Origin of the sequence: Mycobacterium sp. UNC410CL29Cvi84, from assembly GCF_000686745.1 — a bacterium.
Taxonomy (GTDB): Bacteria; Actinomycetota; Actinomycetes; order Mycobacteriales; family Mycobacteriaceae; genus Mycobacterium; species Mycobacterium mucogenicum_B.
In genome coordinates, this window is the sequence record NZ_JMLM01000002.1 from 446,458 (window position 1) to 463,843 (window position 17,386).

Sequence of the window (17,386 nt, forward strand, 5' to 3'; positions counted from 1 at the left end):
AGAATGGTTGGGGAATAGGCACGCATTCGTCACAGTGACGAATAATGCAGGGGTGCAGCGCGTTCGAATCTTCGTGATTCCAAAGCGTTCTCGGCGAGGCCGCCGCCAGCGGCGTCCTGATGCCATCTCGTCGTCTGGGATGATCGAGGCGTGACCGATGTGCTCGCCGACCCCGTCAACGCCGCGCTCGACGGCCCACACAGCCGGTTCCGTGAAGTCAGCGGACGGATCCAGCGATACCGCGCGGACGTTTCGGTGTTCTATGGTCACCCACGCGAACTGACCGCCGAGGACTACATCCACGTCGCCCGCCTGGCCGGCGACACCGGGATCGCGGTGCTTCGCGACCGTGCCACCGCGCTGCCCGCGGGCTGGTCCGTCGTCGAGACGTTCGGTTTGGTCCAATACGAGGGCAGCGAAATCGAAGCTGCGCCGGATCCGGCGGCGATACCACTGACGCCGGCCGACGTGCCCGAGATGACCGCCCTGGTCGAGCGGACCAAACCGGGACCGTTCCTCCCCCGGACCATCGAACTCGGAACCTATCTGGGTATCCGCGCCGCCGATGGTTCGCTCGTCGCGATGGCCGGCGAGCGGATGCGACCGACCGGATTCACGGAAATCAGCGCAGTGTGCACCGCCCCCGAAGCCCGCGGACAGGGACTGGCGTCCCGCCTGATCCGCGCAATCGCCCACGGTATCCGCGAGCGCGACGAAACTCCGTTCCTCCATACATCGAGCGACAACCCGGCTCAGAGGCTCTACAAGGCGATGGGTTTCACTCTGACGCGCACGGTCCCCCTCGAGATCGTCCGTATTTCCTGACTCGGGTCGCTTCACCGACACTCCACGTCCTGGGCCGTCTGCGATGGTCTCGGAATCCGTGTCGGCTTCGCCCGTTCCATGAACTCCTGACCAGTCAGAACCGCCGACCTCACAGGAGTCGGGCTTCAAGTGTGATGGCCGTAACACGCGTTCGTTAGGTGTCCTACTTGCCGGTTCCAAGCCTTCGGTATAAATTTGCTAAAAATCGCGTTCGTTAACAAGTAGCCCCTCGCGCGAGACCACCGCCGGTCACCGCGCTGATCCCAAATCGGCAGGTGAACCCTGCAAGCAGCCTGGGGTCGAACCAACCGAGTGAGTCCCGCCCAGCAGAGAGCGCCCCGGTAGCCATGTCGACACCTACAGTTGAAAACCCGCAGGTAAACAGTTCAAACGAGTCCACCACCGGCCAATTCTCCGCTGCAAACGAGCTTGCGCTGCAGCTACCAGCTGCTACCACAATCAGCAACCGGGGCAGGTCAATGCGTGAGCAGCGTCACGCAAATTATGCACGCAAGCTCATTTTCAGCGATGCTCTAGTTATTTGCTCTTCCGTCATCCTTGGGCAAATTTTCCGGTTCGCCACCACCAGCGGCCACCCCGTCTACGTATCCCTCGACAACGGTCCGCACGTCCGGTATCTGGCGGTGTCGGCCGTCATCGCGCTGGCGTGGATGGGCTTCCTATCACTGGGCAGCCGGTCGGCCAAGGTCGTCGGCCGGGGTTTCGATGAATACGTCACCCTCGCCGCGGCCACGTTGCAGCTGTTCGGCCTCATCGCCATCGCCTCGACGCTGTTCCACCTGAACATCTCGCGCGGCTACCTCGCGATCGCTCTGCCCACAGGCCTGGTCGGTCTGATCACCACCCGCTGGATCTGGCGCAAATTCCACGCGAACAAGCGCCGCCTGGGCTACAACCAAAGCCGCCTCCTGGTCGTCGGTGCCACCAGTGCTGCCGCAGACATCGCCACCGAGTTCGCCAAAGACCCCTGGGCCGGGTACCACGTCGCCGGATTCTGCACCCCCATGGGACCGACGCACGCCAAAGAAGTCATCACCATCGCCGGCCGCGACATCCCGATCGTCGGCACCGACGAAGCCATCCTCGCCGCCGTTCAGCGCACCAGCGCCGACACTGTCGCCCTGGCTGCCACCCACCATCTCAGCCCCACCGAGATCCGCCGACTCATGTGGGAACTGGAGACCCACGGTATCGACCTCATGGTTGCCCCCGGCCTCATCGACATCGCCGACCAACGCCTCACCAGCCGCCCCGTCGCCGGCATGGCAGTCTTCGAGATCACCAAACCCCAATACAGCCGCGCAAATTCACTCATCAAGCGCACCTTCGACATCGCCTTCGCCGGTGCGGCGCTACTGGCGGTTGCCCCGCTCATGCTCGTCACCGCCCTGGCCGTCAAGCTCACCAGCGCCGGCTCGATCTTCTACAAGGCGGAGCGCATCGGCCTCGACGGTATCCCGTTCAAGATGACCAAGTTTCGCAGCATGTACCAAGACGCTGATGCCCGCCAGGCCGACATGATCGCCGCCAGCGGAGGTGGCGCGATGTTCTTCAAGATGAAGGACGACCCACGCGTCACCCCCATCGGCAAGATCATCCGCAAGTACTCCATCGACGAACTCCCCCAGTTCTTCAACGTCCTCACCGGACACATGAGCGTCGTCGGACCCCGCCCACAAGTCCGCCGCGAAGTCGACACCTACGACGACCTCGTCAGCCGCCGCCTGGCCGTCAAACCCGGCCTCACCGGCCTCTGGCAAATCAGCGGACGCTCCGACCTCGCGGTGGAAGACGCTGTGCGCCTAGACCTTTCGTACGTCGAAAACTGGTCCCTGCTCCAGGACCTCCTCATCATCACCAAAACCGTCCGTACCGTTCTCACCGGCAGCGGCGCCTACTGACAACCGTGGCGACCTGCCCACGAAACTCCTGGACCTCGAGCGAGACCGCCCCCGATCAACGTCGCTCGGGGTTCAGGCATGCCAGGGGATGCGCAGCAGAATGACGGGATCGAGTCGGCACGACGCAGCGCTGTGGCTGGCGATAATGACCATGGCTGGTGCGGTGGCCTGCTGCCCACCAGCCATGGCGGACCCGTCACCGACGTCGCCGGTTGACTCGCGGCCGGGGGCATCCGCAGAAGCAGACGGCCGTGTAGCGCGTTTCGGGCACACATCGGCCAAGTCCCCCAAGGGCTTACCTTCATCACCGAGTGTCGGTGACGTGCCCGCTGCGCCGACTCAGGCCCCTGGGAAGACGGTCCGGCGCACACCCGGCGGCGCGGACATCGAGGCCGAGCGGCCGGCGGCGAAAGCGGCCGAGCCGAGTCAGGCGGAAGCGCTGGCCCGCCCGGGCTCCGCGCCGACGAAGACCAAATCCTCGACCTCGCGCCGACGGAGTGCCTCCGGTCGTCGACCGCGTACGAGGTCGGAAGCTACCAAGCCAACGTTGCCGCCTGCGCTCCATTCGCCCGACAAATCGCACCGGGTGCCGGTGAGTGGCCATGCCGCCACGACTCTATCGCCGACCGTAGCGCACGAATTGCGCTGGGATGCAACACCGTCTGACGAACGACCGGATGCGCCACAACTTTCGGCACCGACGAACAGGGTCAGCATCAGAAGTTCAATCGCTGACCTTGCCCGGTTGCCGCTGGTGATAGGGCCGGATTCAGACAGTCCGGTCGCACTGCGCGGCGACTTGGTCAATGCGGCCGCGGTCCCCGGGTCCGTGGCGATGCTGATAGTCGTCGCAATCGGCGTCGCGCTGGGTTACCGCCAGGCGAAGCGGCATGACGTCGCCGGGTCGGACGTCATGCGCTTCATCTCCTGAACTACCACCCGAGCACTTCGCGTACGGCGATCGGCCACGAATCGGGCCGTAGGCCATGGGTTTTGAGCAGGGCAAGGGCGATTCGTTCCATGCCGAATCCGACGCAGGCGCTGTGTGCGACGGCCCCGTCGGCGGTCGACAGCCCAAACGTCTCACCGAAATGATCCCGATGGCAGTTGGCCGACACCACGGCAGTACCGTCATCGAGATCGCCATAGAGCCGCACCAACAGCTCTGTCTTGAGGTTTTCGTCCCGCTGGTTTGCCGCGAGCATCCGGCCTGCCCTTCCGAAGAACGGATCATTGGCGGGTGCGGGCCGGGCGTCCAGGCCGAGGGCGGTGAGTACCTCCATGCCGTCTTCCACCCACGAGTCACGATGTCTCTCAGCTTGTTCGGGTGAGCCGACACGCACATATTCGTGCATCCGGAAGGCTTGCATGCGCGCTGGATCGATCGCGGGCTCATGCCGGAAGCAGTAGCCGTAGATGTCCATCAGCGCGCCGTCTTCGGGAAGGACCTTCGGAAGCGTGCCGTAGCTGGGATGGCACGCGGCCGAAACCAGCATGGTCCCAGCAGGGTTCAGGTGGCCATCCCACGACAGTCCGGCGTCACGATCCGCCAGCAGCGCGCGATGCTCGGGGTTGCCTCCGGTGAATGTCGAGATGGCGCCTGTCAGATTCGGGAAAGACGCGATGTAGTCGGTCTTCTCGAACGCTTCGCGCGGGTACAACGGAGGAAAACGCAAGACCGCGGCCGCGTCGCCGTGCACCTCGGCGCCCTTCCGTCGCACCGCGACATCGATGCCGTCGATGATCTTCTCGAAATCACCGCCGCGGCCGTAGAGTCCGTCGATGCCCAACGGCACCAAGTGGCCGACATCGACCAGCTCGTCGCGAAATTCTTTGCGCGCCAATTCGAGCGGCTCGCCAGCTGTCGTCAATGCTCTCACCCCCGGTAGGCCAACACGAGATTGGCGTTGTTTACTCGAATACGTTCGTTCGAGACCATCAGCTGTGGACCGAATGCGTCCCGTAGGAGACGTCCCATGGTCAGCGCGTGGTCCTCGCGGTAACCATTGAGGCCGACGATCTTCAACGCCTCGGTCACCACATCGATAACCGCCGTCGATGCGGCGATCTTGAGATTGTTCATGGCGACGGTGAAGCTGATGGTCGCTTCATCGGCACCGGACTCGACCAAGGACTGATAGCGCAGAACCTCGTGTAGCACCATCGATTCGAAGCGCTGGTGCGTCACGGTCAGATCAGCCAGCACCGACGCTTGCGGGACGGTCTTGTCCGGCGCCTTGCGCGCGGCTTGTCGAACGACCGTGCGGGCTTTGGCGTATGCCGCGTCGGCGATTCCCAACCACACCGACGCCCACAGGGTGTGTGACGCGGGCAGCATCGTGGTCGCCAGGATGCTCGCGTAGTCGGCCGGAATCAGATTGGCGGCCGAAGTCCGCGTCGACAACAGATAGCCGGGACTGCACGTGCCACGAAAGCCCATGGTGTCCCAGGTGCTGGTGCGCTTGAGATCGGTGTCGCCCGCCGGACACAACAGCAGGACTTGATCGTTCTTGGCTGCATCCGGGTGACGCCTGGCGGTGGCGCCGATGTAGTCGGCCTGCTCGGCGTACGAGATCACCGGCGCGTTCTTTTCCAGGACAACTTCGTCGCCTTCGCTGACGATCGCACACGTCGACGAGCCGAGATCACCACCAGTTGTGCTCTCAGTTGTTGCTGACGCAATGAGCGACTGATTTGCTGAGATGCTTCTTGCCACTTCCGCGGCGGGGCCGCTGCGCGCGTACTTCGCAAGGACCAGGGCCTGTGTCTGGTGCATGGCGAAGACCATGCCCGCGGCGCTGCATGCGGTACCCAGCGCCCGGGCGATCACCGACAGTTCGGCGATGCGGAACCCCTGACCACCAAGTTCGGCTGGAAGACCGCACGAAAGTAATTGTGCCTGTTTGAGTGCATCGACGGCTTCGTGCGGGAACCGCGCCTGCTGGTCGACCTCATCTGCGGCGCCAGCGGCGACGCGCACGGCGTCGACGAGCCCGGGAATGGTCGACGCGGTGCGCGTGACTGCACCGTCAAGATCGGGCATGAGACCCCCTCGGGCGATGAACCGACCTTCGGTTCCTCGCAGAATTGTAGTTAGCTGTGATGAATACAGCGAACTATCAGCGGCGAATACTCTGTATGATACGGGTATGCGGGAAACCATCGAACGCGTTTTGGCTGCGCACGGCCGGATGGCCGTCGACCCGATCGGGGTGGCCGACGACGCCGACCTCTATGAATTGGGCCTGACCTCCCACGCTTCGGTGAATGTGATGCTGGCGCTCGAAGACGAGTTCGACATCGAATTTCCCGATGAAGCCCTCAAGAAGTCCACCTTTGCCTCGATACGGAACATCCAGGCGGTCGTCTCGAATCTCGCCAAGTAGGGCTCATGAGTCGCGCCATGGTGCCGCAAGCTGCCGCTGCCCTGCAGATCGACGCCAGGCCCGACGGTTACGAACCGCATTTCACGCACCACGCCGACCGGCTCTGGGTCGAGACGAACTGCTATCTCGACCTGTGGATCGAGATTCTGAATTGTCTTGGGCTGGACCCTGTTCCGAGCTTCGCGTCGCTGCTTTCGGTTGACCATGACGGGCTCAGCTGGACCTTCGGCAAGCAGCAACCGGAAGACCTGCGTCGGCTGTACGGCATCGAGGTAACCGAAGAGAATTCGTGGCTTCCGGTGCTCGAATTGGTGGAGACGGGGCCGCGGCGCGGCGTGCTGCACACCGTGGAAGTAGACAGCTGGTGGCTGCCCGACACCGCGGGAACCGCCTATCGCAATGAGCACGTCAAGACCACGATCACGCCCCTGAACGTCGACCGGAACGCAAGGCAGATGCGCTACCTGCACAACGCGGGGTTGTTCGCGCTCGACGGCGAAGACTTCGACGGCGTGTTCGGGCTGACTGCCGCGTCGGCACCGCTGCTCCCGCCGTACATCGAAGTCGTCCGTCTCTTTCCGGCCCGTGCACAGCCTGGTGCCCTAGCAATCATTGTGCGCGAGCATCTTTCACGTCGCCCGAGCGGAAATCCGATCGATCGTCTGGCAACCTGCGTCGAGGAGGCCGGGACCTGGCTGCCTGAGGCGGGGATGGCCCGCTTCCACTTGTGGGCCTTCGGTTCGCTGCGTCAGTGCGGGGCGTCGGCTGAACTGCTGGCCGATCTGGCCGAACACCTCGATGCCGAGTTCTCGGGTGCGGCCGCCGCAGCAGTGTTACTGCGTAACGTCGCGGCGGCGGCGAAGGCAGTGCAGTTCAAGATGGCGCGCGCGGTGAGCGGGCGGAAAGTCGATGTGTCCGCCGCGCTTTCCGCCATGGCCACCGACTGGCAGGACGCGCTCGACGTCATCGCCGACGCGGTGGGCTGAGGCGATGCCGGCACGTTGGCAGGTGTTGCGCCGGGACCCCGGCTCCGTTGCAGGACCCGGGGAGCTGACTGACGATTGGGCTGCCGCAACGACCCTGGACATCCCGGCGACGGTGGCGTCCGCGTTCGTCGGCAACCCCGACGACCACGACTGGTGGTACCGGACCACGTTGACCACGGAACACGCGACCAGTATCGAATTCGAAGGACTGACCTTCCCCGCCACGGTCTTTCTCGATGGGTCGCCGGTGGCCGACTGTGAATCGATGTTTCTACCGTTGCGCATCGAATGCGATGCCGGTGATCACGAGCTGGTGATTCGCTTCGCGTCGCTGAATCATTGGCTCAGGACGCGAAGGCCAAGAGGACGTTGGCGCTCCACGCTGGTCGGTGCGCCGGGCCTGCGGTGGGCTCGAACGACGCTCATCGGCCGCGCCCCCGTGTACGGGAATCTTCCGGCACCCGTTGGCATCTGGCGTCCGGTGACTGCTGTCACCGCGCAGACCCGGACCGATGTCGTCACCAAGGTCGACGGAAACGTCATCACAGTTGCGGGAACCAGCGGTGCGCGCACGATCCGGCTCACCGTGGTGGATCCGGCCGGCCGACAGATAGCCGACGACACCACCGCACCGAACCGAGGTGGCTTCCGGTTCGACGTCGCCGTTCCGTCTCCGCTGCTCTGGTGGCCCAACGGCTATGGCCCGCAACACGTGTACCGGGTACGCCTTGAGGCCGATGGCGTGGAAGTCGCCGACCGGCCCGTCGGATTTCGGACACTGTCGGTCGCAGCGGACGGATTTCGGATCAGCGTGAACGGCACTGCGATCTTCTGCCGGGGCGTGACGTGGTCTCCCCCGGACCCCATCCGGGCATTCGCCGATCCCGATCAGATTCGCGATCAGGTAAGGACTTTCGCGGCCGCCGGTGCCACGATGGTGCGAGTGGTGGGTGGCTTGCTCTTCGAGCAGGCCGAGTTCTGGGAGGCCTGCGCCGAGGCGGGCCTGCTGGTGTGGCAAGACGCCATGCTGGCGACGTTCGACCCCCCGGTCGAGCAGAGCGAGTTGATCGCAAGAGAACTCATCTCGGTCCTGCAAGGAGTGTCGGGAAACCCAGTGCTGGCGGTGGTCAGCGGTGGCAGCGAGACGCTGCAACAGCCCGAGATGCTGGGACTCAGCCAAGACGAGTCGGTGATTGAGGTCCTGGAATCAGTACTTGGTGCCGCTGTCGCGGAACACTCTGATGCCCACTACGTCCGGGCCTCACCGTCGGCCCCACCCGGTACCGCCGATCTCGCGATCCGCCCGGACACCGGCATAGCGCACTGGTTCGGGGTCGGTGGCTACCTACGACCGATCGCCGACGTGCGGAGCGCCGGAATCCGGTTCGCTGCCGAGAGCCTGGCGTTCTCCAATCCCCCGGTGTCCAACTACGTCGAACGTCATTTCGGCTCCGCCGCGGTGGCCGGGCATCATCCCGATTGGAAGGCCGGCGTGCCGCGGGACCGCGGCTCCTCCTGGGACTTCGAAGACGTCCGCGACTTCTACGCGCACGAGGTGTTCGGTGAAGGACTGCTCGCCGTCCGGCGCACGGATCCCGGGCGGTATCTGCAGCTCGGTCGCCTTGCCGTGGCCACCGCGATGCGCGAATGCTTCACCTACTGGCGGCGAGCCGACTCAGGCTGTGGCGGGGCCCTTGTGCTGTCCGGCCGGGACACAGTGCCCGGCGCCGGGTGGGGACTTCTGGACTCCGACGGCGGGGCGAAACCGGCACTGGCTGTGCTGGCCAGGACCTGGGCTCCGGTAGCGGTGTTGCTCTCGGATGAGGGCCTCGCCGGCGTCAGAATCGACGTGTACAACGACACCGACGCGGAGCTGCGTGGTGAATTGACCTTGACGGCAACGAATTCCGTGGGCGTTGCGGTGGACGTCACTCGACCGATCACGGTGCCCCCGGCCTCGTCGACCGCATTCGTCGATACCGAGCTGTCAGGACAATTCCGAGATCTGTCACAGGCCTATCAATTCGGCCCGCCGACAGCGGATGCGGTCCAGGCCCGGGTCACCTTCGACGGCAGACCGACCGTGTACGACGTGCTGGTCGTGAATCCTGCAGGCAGGCAAGCCGCTTCACTGCTGACCGCGACGGCATCCCCGGTGTCGGAAGGCATATGGGTGCTCGAGTTGGTGTCCGAGGTTGCGTTGCGCTACATCGAAATCGAGATTTCTGGTTGGCGGGTCAGCGACAACTATTTGCACGTGGCGGCACGACTACCGCGTCAGATCACGTTGACCCGGCAGAGCGGCGGTGAGTCGCCGACCGGAACAGTCGGGTCGATCGATCTGCGCGCGCCGATTCCGATACGGAGATCGGCGTGATCGTTCCTGAGGTGCAGGTTCCGGGTCACCACGTCCGGGTCGGTTGCGATGTGGTGAGTCTCGACGAGATCGAACACTCCGTGTCGACGTTCGGGGCGCGGTTCCTCGCCAAGATCTATACCGACGACGAGCTGGCCGCATGTGCCGGACCGAGCCGGCTTTCTCGACTCGCGGCCCGATTCGCCGCTAAAGAGGCCGCTATCAAGGCATTTTCACGCCCAGATGCCGCGTTCGTGCCCCGCGAGATCGAGGTGGTGACGGCGAAACCGCTCGTCACCCTCCGGCTGAGTGGCTCAGCCGCAGAGCTGGCGGACGAGCAGCAATGGCGGCAGATCTCGCTGTCGCTGACCCACGCCGAATGCCACGCTGCCGCCGTGGTGGTGGCGGTCTGCGCGACCACATCACTTGACCTGGCTTGATTCAGAGGTGTTGCTGTAGTCGCAATATGATGCTTCTAGCAACGCCATGTGATGGAGTCGTCGACTATCAATTCCGTCGGAGCAATTGACGTTAAATGCCATGTAGAAGGCTATTTATGGCGATCATTGGATCATCTCGCCGACCAGCTAGACCAAGGCATCACTCGCGCCTCAGCGATGATTGCTAACATCTCTGTAAATTTGCCATCTGGCCCAGCCTTCATTACTGTCTAGGCCACACGAACAGGTTTGGAGGGAGCCGACGTGGGACAGCGACGTAGGTCTGCGATTTCGAAGTGGGTTACGCCGCTGTGGCCGATCACACTGGTGGGCATCGCGCTCGGCGCACTGATCGGTGCACTCGCCTTGGCCCCGAGCAAAGATGTGACCGCCAGCACCACGATTCGGGTCGACGAGCCGATCGAGGCGAACCAGATCATGCTCGGCACGCAGCCGCTGCTGAACACGATGCCCGACTACATGTCGGGTGAGTTGGCGTACCTGTCATCTCCCAGCTATCTCGACTCCGTCGCCAAGAAACTCGGGGAAAGCAAGAAGCCCACGCTCTCTGCATCGCAGGCGGGCAAGTCGAACCTCGTCACGCTCTCGGCCACCGCCGCCAATTCGGACGAAGCTCGGCGGACGGTCGATGCCGCCGTCACCGTCTTCACCGGTCACGTGTTCGATCAGAACCAGCAGCGGTACCAGTCCAGCCTCGACGCCGTCAACGCTGTCATCCCCAAACTCGAGGAGGCGCAGCGGATCAGTGAACCGGCAGCGACTCGCCCGACCGACGAGCTCGTCCAGCTGTATTTCCGGCGCACGTCACTTCAGGTCGAGCTGCTTCGCACGCCGGGTGTGCAGACAGTAGAGCCGACCCGCATCGCCGAAGCGACCGGACTGCTCAGCTCGCCGGCGTTGGGACCCATCGGGGGCGGGCTCCTCGGTGGCATCGTGGCAATGGCCGGGGCCATGGTGTGGCGCACGCATACGGGCATCGTCACGTCGGTCACCCAGTTGGACGGCGAGGACCAGCTCGCGCTCAGGCCGGTACTTCGGCTCGCGCGCCGGCAGGTCGACGAGCCGGCAGCGCGAACGATCTATGCGCAACTCCCCCGCCCATGCACCGGCACCATCCTCGTGGTCGGGGCGTCCGCTGATTCGGGCTCCGCGACAGTGGCGAGGCACATCGCCTTCGCCGCAGCCGAGCACGGCGAGGCCGTCAGTGAGGATCTCGCCGATGGCGACAGCACCCGCCGCGCCGAGACGACAATCCTCGACGCGGGCACCTGGAGTTCACCCGTCGCGGTCGAGGCAGCCGACACGGCCGACCAGATCGTCGTCGCCGTTCGGATCGGGTTCGACACCGCTCACGACGTCGATGTCGCCGCCCGTTCCGTAGCGCACCGCGACATTCCCGTCTCTGTCGTGGCGACGCGCGCGTGACAGCCCGGGTCAGCCGGCAAGCACGGCGGTGATCGCCGCATGCTGATGGCAACGAAACCCCGCGCCGCAACCGGGTCGACCACAGGTGGCGAACTCCGGCTGGGATGGCTGTCGCCGGCTGTGGTGTCTCTCGCCGTCGGCTCGAGCGCGATCCTGCTCACCGCATCGGTCGACGATCAGCAGTTCCGAACGTATTGGCAGGAACCAAAAGTCGTGACGGACAGCATGCTATGGCTGTTCGAGTGCGGCGTGCTCGCCTTCGCTTTCGGCGCGATGATCGCCATCGCAGCCATGCCCGCCCGAGACAATCTGGCCGCGGTATGGCCGGCGCTGTCCGAGCGGCGCCGCGCCGCCCTCGAACGCGCGAGCACGGTACTGACGACCCTCACCATCGTCGGATACGTCGGGTTCGCGGTTCTGATCGTCAAGAGTGGACTCGGGCCCGCCGAGCTGTTCGGCGGCTCCGACCACCCGTGGGATGCTCCGGCAAAAACGGCCATCGGCAACATTCCCGGTGTAACCGCCCTCACCCAGATCGGCATCGCCGCAGTCGTCGTTTCCGCAATCCTGCTGGCGCACAAGTACACCCGCGCGGAGCTCATCAAGCTGCTCGTCGTTCTCGCGCTGTCCGTGCCGCGCTCGTACATCTACTCGGAGCGCCTTGCGATCCTCGAGCTCGTCGTCCCCGTGGTGGTCGTCGGCGCGGGCTGGCTGTCCACCCGGGACCGGAAGCGGCGCACCATCGCTCGTGCCATCCCCGTCGCCGGTATCGCTCTGGTGATCGTCACGTTCGCGTTCTTCGAGTACTTCCGGTCGTGGATGTTCTACCGGATGCACGGAGAAGATTCGTTCCCCACGTTTGTGCTGAATCGGCTGGCGGGCTATTACGCGACAGCCATCAACAACGGCGCGGTCATCGTCGATCACATGAGTTGGCCGGGCCGGATCCCCTACGACACGCTCGAGTCGTTCTGGTCGGTGCAAGGCATCTATCAACTGCGGCTCTACGAGCGCCTCGGTGGTCATGATCGGCCCTACCCCAAGACATTTGATCCGGATTCGCCCTACTACCGGGTGCTCGAGCAGTACGCAAACCCTGAGTTCAACAACCCCAGCGGGTACGAAGCTCCATTCGTCGATTACGGCCAGATCGGCGGCCTCGTGTTCTTCTTCGGTCTCGGCGTGGTCGCCGGACTGCTGTATCGCCACTTCTGCCGGGGAAGCCTGGGCGGCCTCCTGGTGTATCCGATGTTCTTCACCGGGCTCGTCGAGTGGCCGCGGTACATGTACTGGGTCCAGGGTCGCGTCACCTACGCCTGGGTCGGTCTCGCCGCGGTGATCATCGGAGTGCTCATCACCGAACGCAGGGCTCGCCGGCGCGCGACGATCTGGCCGAAGCAGCCCACGCCACTGAATCAGCAGTAGTCGCAGTCGTCTGAGAGGGGACGCTCCGTGCGAGGTCGGACAACGTTTGCGGTACTGGCAGCCGTGGTGATGATGGTCGCCGCCTGCAATCCGCTGTCGGCCGCGGACGGCGGTGACGTCCGGGACGACACCGCCGCACTGCAGGCGCAATTCGACGCGCTCCAACCCGGCGCGACGCTGACCCTGGAACCTCGGGCCTATCATCACCGGGGCATCCTCACCGTTCGGACACCCAACGTCACGATCAACGGCAACGGCGCCACGCTGACTGCGACCAATGATGAGACGTCCGCTGTCGACATCCTCGGCGACGGCATCACCATCACCGACGTGACGCTTGCCGCCCCGTCCGACGGTAAGCGCTGGATGGGCGAACAACAGCACAAACTCGTCGTCAAAGGGCAGCGCGCGACCGTCAGCAACGTCAGGGTGCAGGGTTCGGCCGGTGCCGGCATCTACTTCAGCGGTGCAACGCATTTCGTTGCCCGGGACATCACGATCACCGGTACGCGCGCCGACGGCTTGCACATGACGGGCGGCTCGGCCTTCGGTCAGGTCGAGAACATCAAGACCGATCAAACCGGCGATGACGGTGTCGCAGTCGTGTCGTATGACCACGACCCGGCGCCGTGCCACGACATCACCGAAAGGAACATCACCGTCGGGAGTACCCGCTGGGGACGCGGCATCACCGTGGTCGGCGGAAACAACGTTGACATCAGCCATTTTTCAGTCGCACACACCAGTTCCGCCGGCATATACGTCGCCAACGAGGGCAATCCATTCTTCACGCGATCCGTCGAGCGGGTTGCGATTTCCGACGGCACTGTGACCGCTGCCAATTGGGACAAGGACATCGAGCAGGGCGCCATTCTCGTGTATTCGGGCAATCAGGGACGATTCGTGCACGACGTCACCATGTCGAATGTGACGGTCACCGCCACGAGTACCACCGTGAACCGCAACGTGGCAATTGTCGATGAGACGAACGGCGGCGACCGCGCGATGCACGGCATCAACCTGTCGAACATCAATCTGACTGCGACGACCGTCGCGCCGTTCTATACCAATGTGCCGGTGGGCAGCTACACCGTGGCCAACTGGACCAACGACGGCAAGCGCATCGACGTCACTTCGATCTAGAACCTGCCGCCTGGTCGCCGGAGCCATGTGCAGCAAACGTCATTTGCAATGCGCTACAGGCGGGGCGACGGTAACATCTGTTACTCTGCCGCGCGTCGAAATTGAACACAAAACTGACGTTGTGGCAAAATGATTCAAAAGGTATTGAACATCAATATGCTGCAGATATGATGCATTCTGCGTCAATAAACTCAAATTGTGGCGAAGTTTGAATGCTTTTTGCTTCCCGTCGACATCTGGGATGAATTTCCGAAATGCCACACATTGCGCCCAATGCTCGTCATCATCGTTGCGACAAATGACGGCCGCGTAGCTCCGCGGCCCGATAAAGCGTCGAGAGGTCGGGCAAATGGACATCACCATGTGCGTTGGGCGGGTCGGCGCATTGGCGGTCGCGTTGGGCATCGGTACCGCCATCGCCGGCATGGGCACCGCGGCAGCAGCACCCGAGGTCACGTCGACCGCGCCACACCAGAGCGACCAGAAAACCGGAAGCGACCAACCTCATCGAGCCAAAACGTCTCGCGCCCAAGGGAAGACGGACGAGCCGCGGAAAGCGCGCTCCGCGCAGGCGGTCGCCGCGGTCGCGGCCCCCAAGGTGCCACCGCAGAATCCTGCCGCGGTACAGCCGAACCCCGGTACCCCGCGCGCGGTGGTGACACCACCCAAGAAGGTGCCATCGCAACTCTCCTCGGCTGCACCGAACGTAGGGGCCGCCAACGCGAAATCAGTACAGGTGGAAGTGATTTCGACAGGCGTCAGCACTCCGGCAGCACAGTTGCCCACGACGGCAAGCGTCACCACGCCAGCCGGTCCGTCGTCCAACGGCGCGGCACCTTCGGCACCCATCGGTGCGCCGATCGCCTGGACCATCGCCGCGTGGACGCGACGCGCGCCCAGTCCGGCGCAGGCCACCGCACCCGCCGCCCAAACCACCACGAGTGCCCCAACCCAGACGACCGACATCGCGGCTCAGCCCACGCCGGCCACCGCAACCACCACGAGCACAACGTCGCTGACCACCCTCCTCAAACCGGTGACCGCGATCAGAACGAGTCGCAGTTCACTCGCTGCGGGCACGCCGACCGTCGGTACGCCAGATGCCACCACGGGCGCCGTGTCTGGATCGCTCAACGTGAAGAACCAGGGCACAGGCACGGTCACGTACACCGTGTCAGCACAACCGAACTACGGCACCGTCACGGTGAATACGGACGGCACCTTCACCTACACGCCGACCAAGTTGGCCCGGGACCTCTCCGCGGTCTCGGCCAACGCAAACACCTCGAGCTTCACCGTCCTCGCCAGTAGCGGTTCGTCCAAAGTATCCGAGACGGTGACGGTGCCGGTTCTGGCGACGCCGATCACGGGCGACAGCACCGCGGTACTGCAGAACGTATTCAGCAATCTCAAGCCGGGCTCGACGCTCACCCTGGCCCCAAAGACGTTCTACCACTCCGGAATTCTGCAGATCACCGTGTCCGGCCTGACCATCAACGGCAATGGCGCGACGCTCCAGGCCACGAACGACGCAACGTCGGCGGTCGAAATTCTCGCCGACCACGTCACCATGAGCAATCTGACTCTCGGCGCCAACTTGACCGGCCCTCGCTACTACGCCGATGAACAGCACAAGCTGCTGATCAAAGGCAACTACGCCACGGTCAGCAACGTCACCATCAACGGTGCTGCCGGAGCCGGGATATACGTCCTGGGTGCCGGCTGGTTCAACCTGACCGGCATCACGGTGAACAACTCACGCGCGGACGGGATTTCGATGACCGGTGGCGCTCACGACGGCGTCGTCAACAACCCGGTGACGAACAGCACCGGTGACGACGGGGTGTCTGTAGTGTCCTACATCGCCGACGGAACCATCTGCTCCAACATCACGATCAACAACCCGATCGTCAACGGCACGACCTGGGGCCGCGGTGTGACCGTGGTGGGCGGACAGAACATCACGTACAACAACATCAAGGTCTCCAACACCAACGGCGCCGGCGTGTACATCGCCTCCGAGCCCAGCTACAACACGATGGGTGTGTCCAACATAATCGTCAACGGCGGCACCGTGACTGGCGCCAACTACAACTCGGGCGTCGTGCACGGGGCCATCCTCGTCTACGCCGGCAACACGGGCCAGCCTGCCACCGGCGTGACCATCGAGAACCTCTCGGTGACCGGAACACCACTCACGGCGCAGCGTGAGATCGGCCTGATCCAGGAGACCGGATCGAGCATGAGCGGCATCGTCTTCAAGAACATCAGCTTCGACAAGACCACCCTGCCGATCTTCTACACCAACACGCCAAGCGGAAGCTACAGCGCAAGCGGCATCACGATGGGTGGTACGACGATCATCGCGTGAGTTCGCGCCGCGAGTCCGGCAACAGCGCATCCAGCATCGCCGGAAACGCCCGCCGCGCATCGTGGACGGCACACACCCGTTCGTATGCCAGCTCGACCATTTCGGCTACGCCGGAAGGATTTTCGAGCACCTGGGTGATCGCCGCGCTCAGCGCATCGGCATCCCCGACGGGAACCAGTACGCCGGCGCCGTCGCGCAGCAGCCAACTGCTGCCGCCGTGATCGGTCGCGATCACGGGTACGCCGACACTCATCGCCTCGAGCGCCACGATCGGGCCGGCTTCGGGTGAGGTGCTGGCGTTGACCAAGATGTCCCAGTTCAGCACGGTCGGCACCGGATCGACGTGGCCGAGGAAGCGCACCCGGCCTTCCAGTTCGGCGTCCGAAAACCGTTGCAGCTCAGCGAGATAGTCTGCGTCGGCATGGAACGCGCTGCCCGCCACCTCACACCGCACTTCGGGTACGTGGGTGAGCGCCTGGAGCAGCACCTGATGGCCCTTCCACGGCGTGATCACTCCCATGATGCCGATCACCGGGTGCGAACGCGTCCCCCGCTGTGCGCGCACACCCGGTATGTCGACACCCAACGGGGACACTGATACGTCAAGCCCGAGCTGTTGCACGGGCGCGGCCGTCGGCGGTGACACCGCCACTGCGCGGCGAATGGCCGGCCTGCCGATCTTCACCATGGCCCGCTGCTTGGCTTCGTCGATGGTGTCGTGGACGAGCCACGACACCCCTTGCCGAAGCCGCGCGAAGCGGGCGGCCGGCAGCGCCAGCAGGGAGTTCACAATGACCACATCGTGTGCGTCGACGTTGCGGCGGATCACCGCTGCGGCACGGATCCACCGGCGCGCCAAGGTCCCCAGTGCCAACACCCGTGCGACCCCCGAGGCGCCGCCCAGGTCGAGTTCGTCGATCTCGACGTGCGCGACGTCCTCGGGCAGCCGGTCTGCCAGGACGCCCACCGGGCTGACCACGCGAACCTGATCGCCGCGCTCGCGGGCGGCTTCAATCAGCCGCAGCAGAACGACTTCCGCACCCGACACCCGCCCAGCACGATTGACGAAGACGATCGACGCCATGG

At 64.2% G+C, this 17,386-nt stretch carries 14 protein-coding genes; 11 read left to right on the top strand and 3 right to left on the bottom strand.

The window, feature by feature from the left end; genetic code table 11:
• Nucleotides 1-150 precede the first annotated feature (150 nt).
• The 3 genes from BR47_RS0105825 to BR47_RS0105835 all read left to right on the top strand — a co-directional run bounded on the left by BR47_RS0105825 (nucleotide 151) and on the right by BR47_RS0105835 (nucleotide 3,678).
• Nucleotides 151-825: a GNAT family N-acetyltransferase gene (locus tag BR47_RS0105825; protein ID WP_029118883.1), complete on the top strand. Its 675-nt coding sequence runs from the start codon at nucleotides 151-153 to the stop codon at nucleotides 823-825.
• A 479-nt stretch (nucleotides 826-1,304) separates the two neighbouring features.
• Nucleotides 1,305-2,747: a sugar transferase gene (locus tag BR47_RS0105830; protein WP_081831206.1), complete on the top strand. Its 1,443-nt coding sequence runs from the start codon at nucleotides 1,305-1,307 to the stop codon at nucleotides 2,745-2,747.
• Between the two features lie 754 nt (nucleotides 2,748-3,501).
• Nucleotides 3,502-3,678, top strand: coding sequence for a hypothetical protein (locus tag BR47_RS0105835; protein WP_155987058.1), 177 nt, complete (start codon nucleotides 3,502-3,504; stop codon nucleotides 3,676-3,678).
• Between the two features lies 1 nt (nucleotide 3,679).
• On the opposite strand, the gene BR47_RS0105840 is transcribed toward BR47_RS0105835, so the two are convergent.
• Together BR47_RS0105840 and BR47_RS0105845 are read right to left on the bottom strand one after the other, a co-directional pair.
• Nucleotides 3,680-4,618, bottom strand: coding sequence for an amino acid--[acyl-carrier-protein] ligase (locus BR47_RS0105840; protein ID WP_029118886.1), 939 nt, complete (start codon nucleotides 4,616-4,618; stop codon nucleotides 3,680-3,682).
• Between the two features lie 5 nt (nucleotides 4,619-4,623).
• A complete protein-coding gene (locus BR47_RS0105845; protein WP_231506664.1) occupies nucleotides 4,624-5,910 on the bottom strand; it encodes an acyl-CoA dehydrogenase family protein in 1,287 nt (428 codons plus the stop codon).
• Between BR47_RS0105845 and BR47_RS0105850 the strand changes: the two genes are divergently transcribed.
• The 8 genes from BR47_RS0105850 to BR47_RS31930 all read left to right on the top strand — a co-directional run bounded on the left by BR47_RS0105850 (nucleotide 5,897) and on the right by BR47_RS31930 (nucleotide 16,300).
• Nucleotides 5,897-6,133, top strand: a complete 237-nt coding sequence (locus BR47_RS0105850; RefSeq protein WP_029104977.1) for an acyl carrier protein — start codon at nucleotides 5,897-5,899, stop codon at nucleotides 6,131-6,133. The genes BR47_RS0105845 and BR47_RS0105850 overlap by 14 nt on opposite strands.
• A gap of 17 nt (nucleotides 6,134-6,150) precedes the next feature.
• Nucleotides 6,151-7,119, top strand: coding sequence for a DUF1839 family protein (locus BR47_RS0105855; protein ID WP_036426835.1), 969 nt, complete (start codon nucleotides 6,151-6,153; stop codon nucleotides 7,117-7,119).
• A gap of 4 nt (nucleotides 7,120-7,123) precedes the next feature.
• The gene (locus BR47_RS29830; RefSeq protein WP_051634627.1) at nucleotides 7,124-9,496 is read left to right on the top strand and encodes a glycosyl hydrolase 2 galactose-binding domain-containing protein; all 2,373 of its coding nucleotides are present in this window, start codon (nucleotides 7,124-7,126) and stop codon (nucleotides 9,494-9,496) included.
• On the top strand, nucleotides 9,493-9,915 hold the full coding sequence (locus BR47_RS0105865) for a 4'-phosphopantetheinyl transferase superfamily protein (protein WP_051634628.1): 423 nt from the start codon (nucleotides 9,493-9,495) through the stop codon (nucleotides 9,913-9,915). The genes BR47_RS29830 and BR47_RS0105865 overlap by 4 nt, the downstream gene beginning before the upstream one ends.
• A 264-nt stretch (nucleotides 9,916-10,179) precedes the next feature.
• Nucleotides 10,180-11,361 carry a Rossmann-fold NAD(P)-binding domain-containing protein gene (locus BR47_RS0105870; protein WP_141772173.1) on the top strand — a complete coding sequence of 394 codons (1,182 nt, stop codon included), beginning with the start codon at nucleotides 10,180-10,182 and terminating at the stop codon, nucleotides 11,359-11,361.
• 39 nt (nucleotides 11,362-11,400) lie between these two features.
• Nucleotides 11,401-12,786, top strand: coding sequence for an O-antigen polymerase (locus BR47_RS0105875; RefSeq protein ID WP_029118891.1), 1,386 nt, complete (start codon nucleotides 11,401-11,403; stop codon nucleotides 12,784-12,786).
• A 27-nt stretch (nucleotides 12,787-12,813) separates the two neighbouring features.
• Nucleotides 12,814-13,929 carry a right-handed parallel beta-helix repeat-containing protein gene (locus tag BR47_RS29835; protein WP_141772172.1) on the top strand — a complete coding sequence of 372 codons (1,116 nt, stop codon included), beginning with the start codon at nucleotides 12,814-12,816 and terminating at the stop codon, nucleotides 13,927-13,929.
• A gap of 349 nt (nucleotides 13,930-14,278) precedes the next feature.
• Nucleotides 14,279-16,300, top strand: a complete 2,022-nt coding sequence (locus BR47_RS31930) for a right-handed parallel beta-helix repeat-containing protein (RefSeq protein WP_051634629.1) — start codon at nucleotides 14,279-14,281, stop codon at nucleotides 16,298-16,300.
• On the opposite strand, the gene BR47_RS0105890 is transcribed toward BR47_RS31930, so the two are convergent.
• Nucleotides 16,290-17,384, bottom strand: a complete 1,095-nt coding sequence (locus BR47_RS0105890) for a glycosyltransferase family 4 protein (protein ID WP_036426734.1) — start codon at nucleotides 17,382-17,384, stop codon at nucleotides 16,290-16,292. The genes BR47_RS31930 and BR47_RS0105890 overlap by 11 nt on opposite strands.
• Nucleotides 17,385-17,386: the final 2 nt, after the last annotated feature.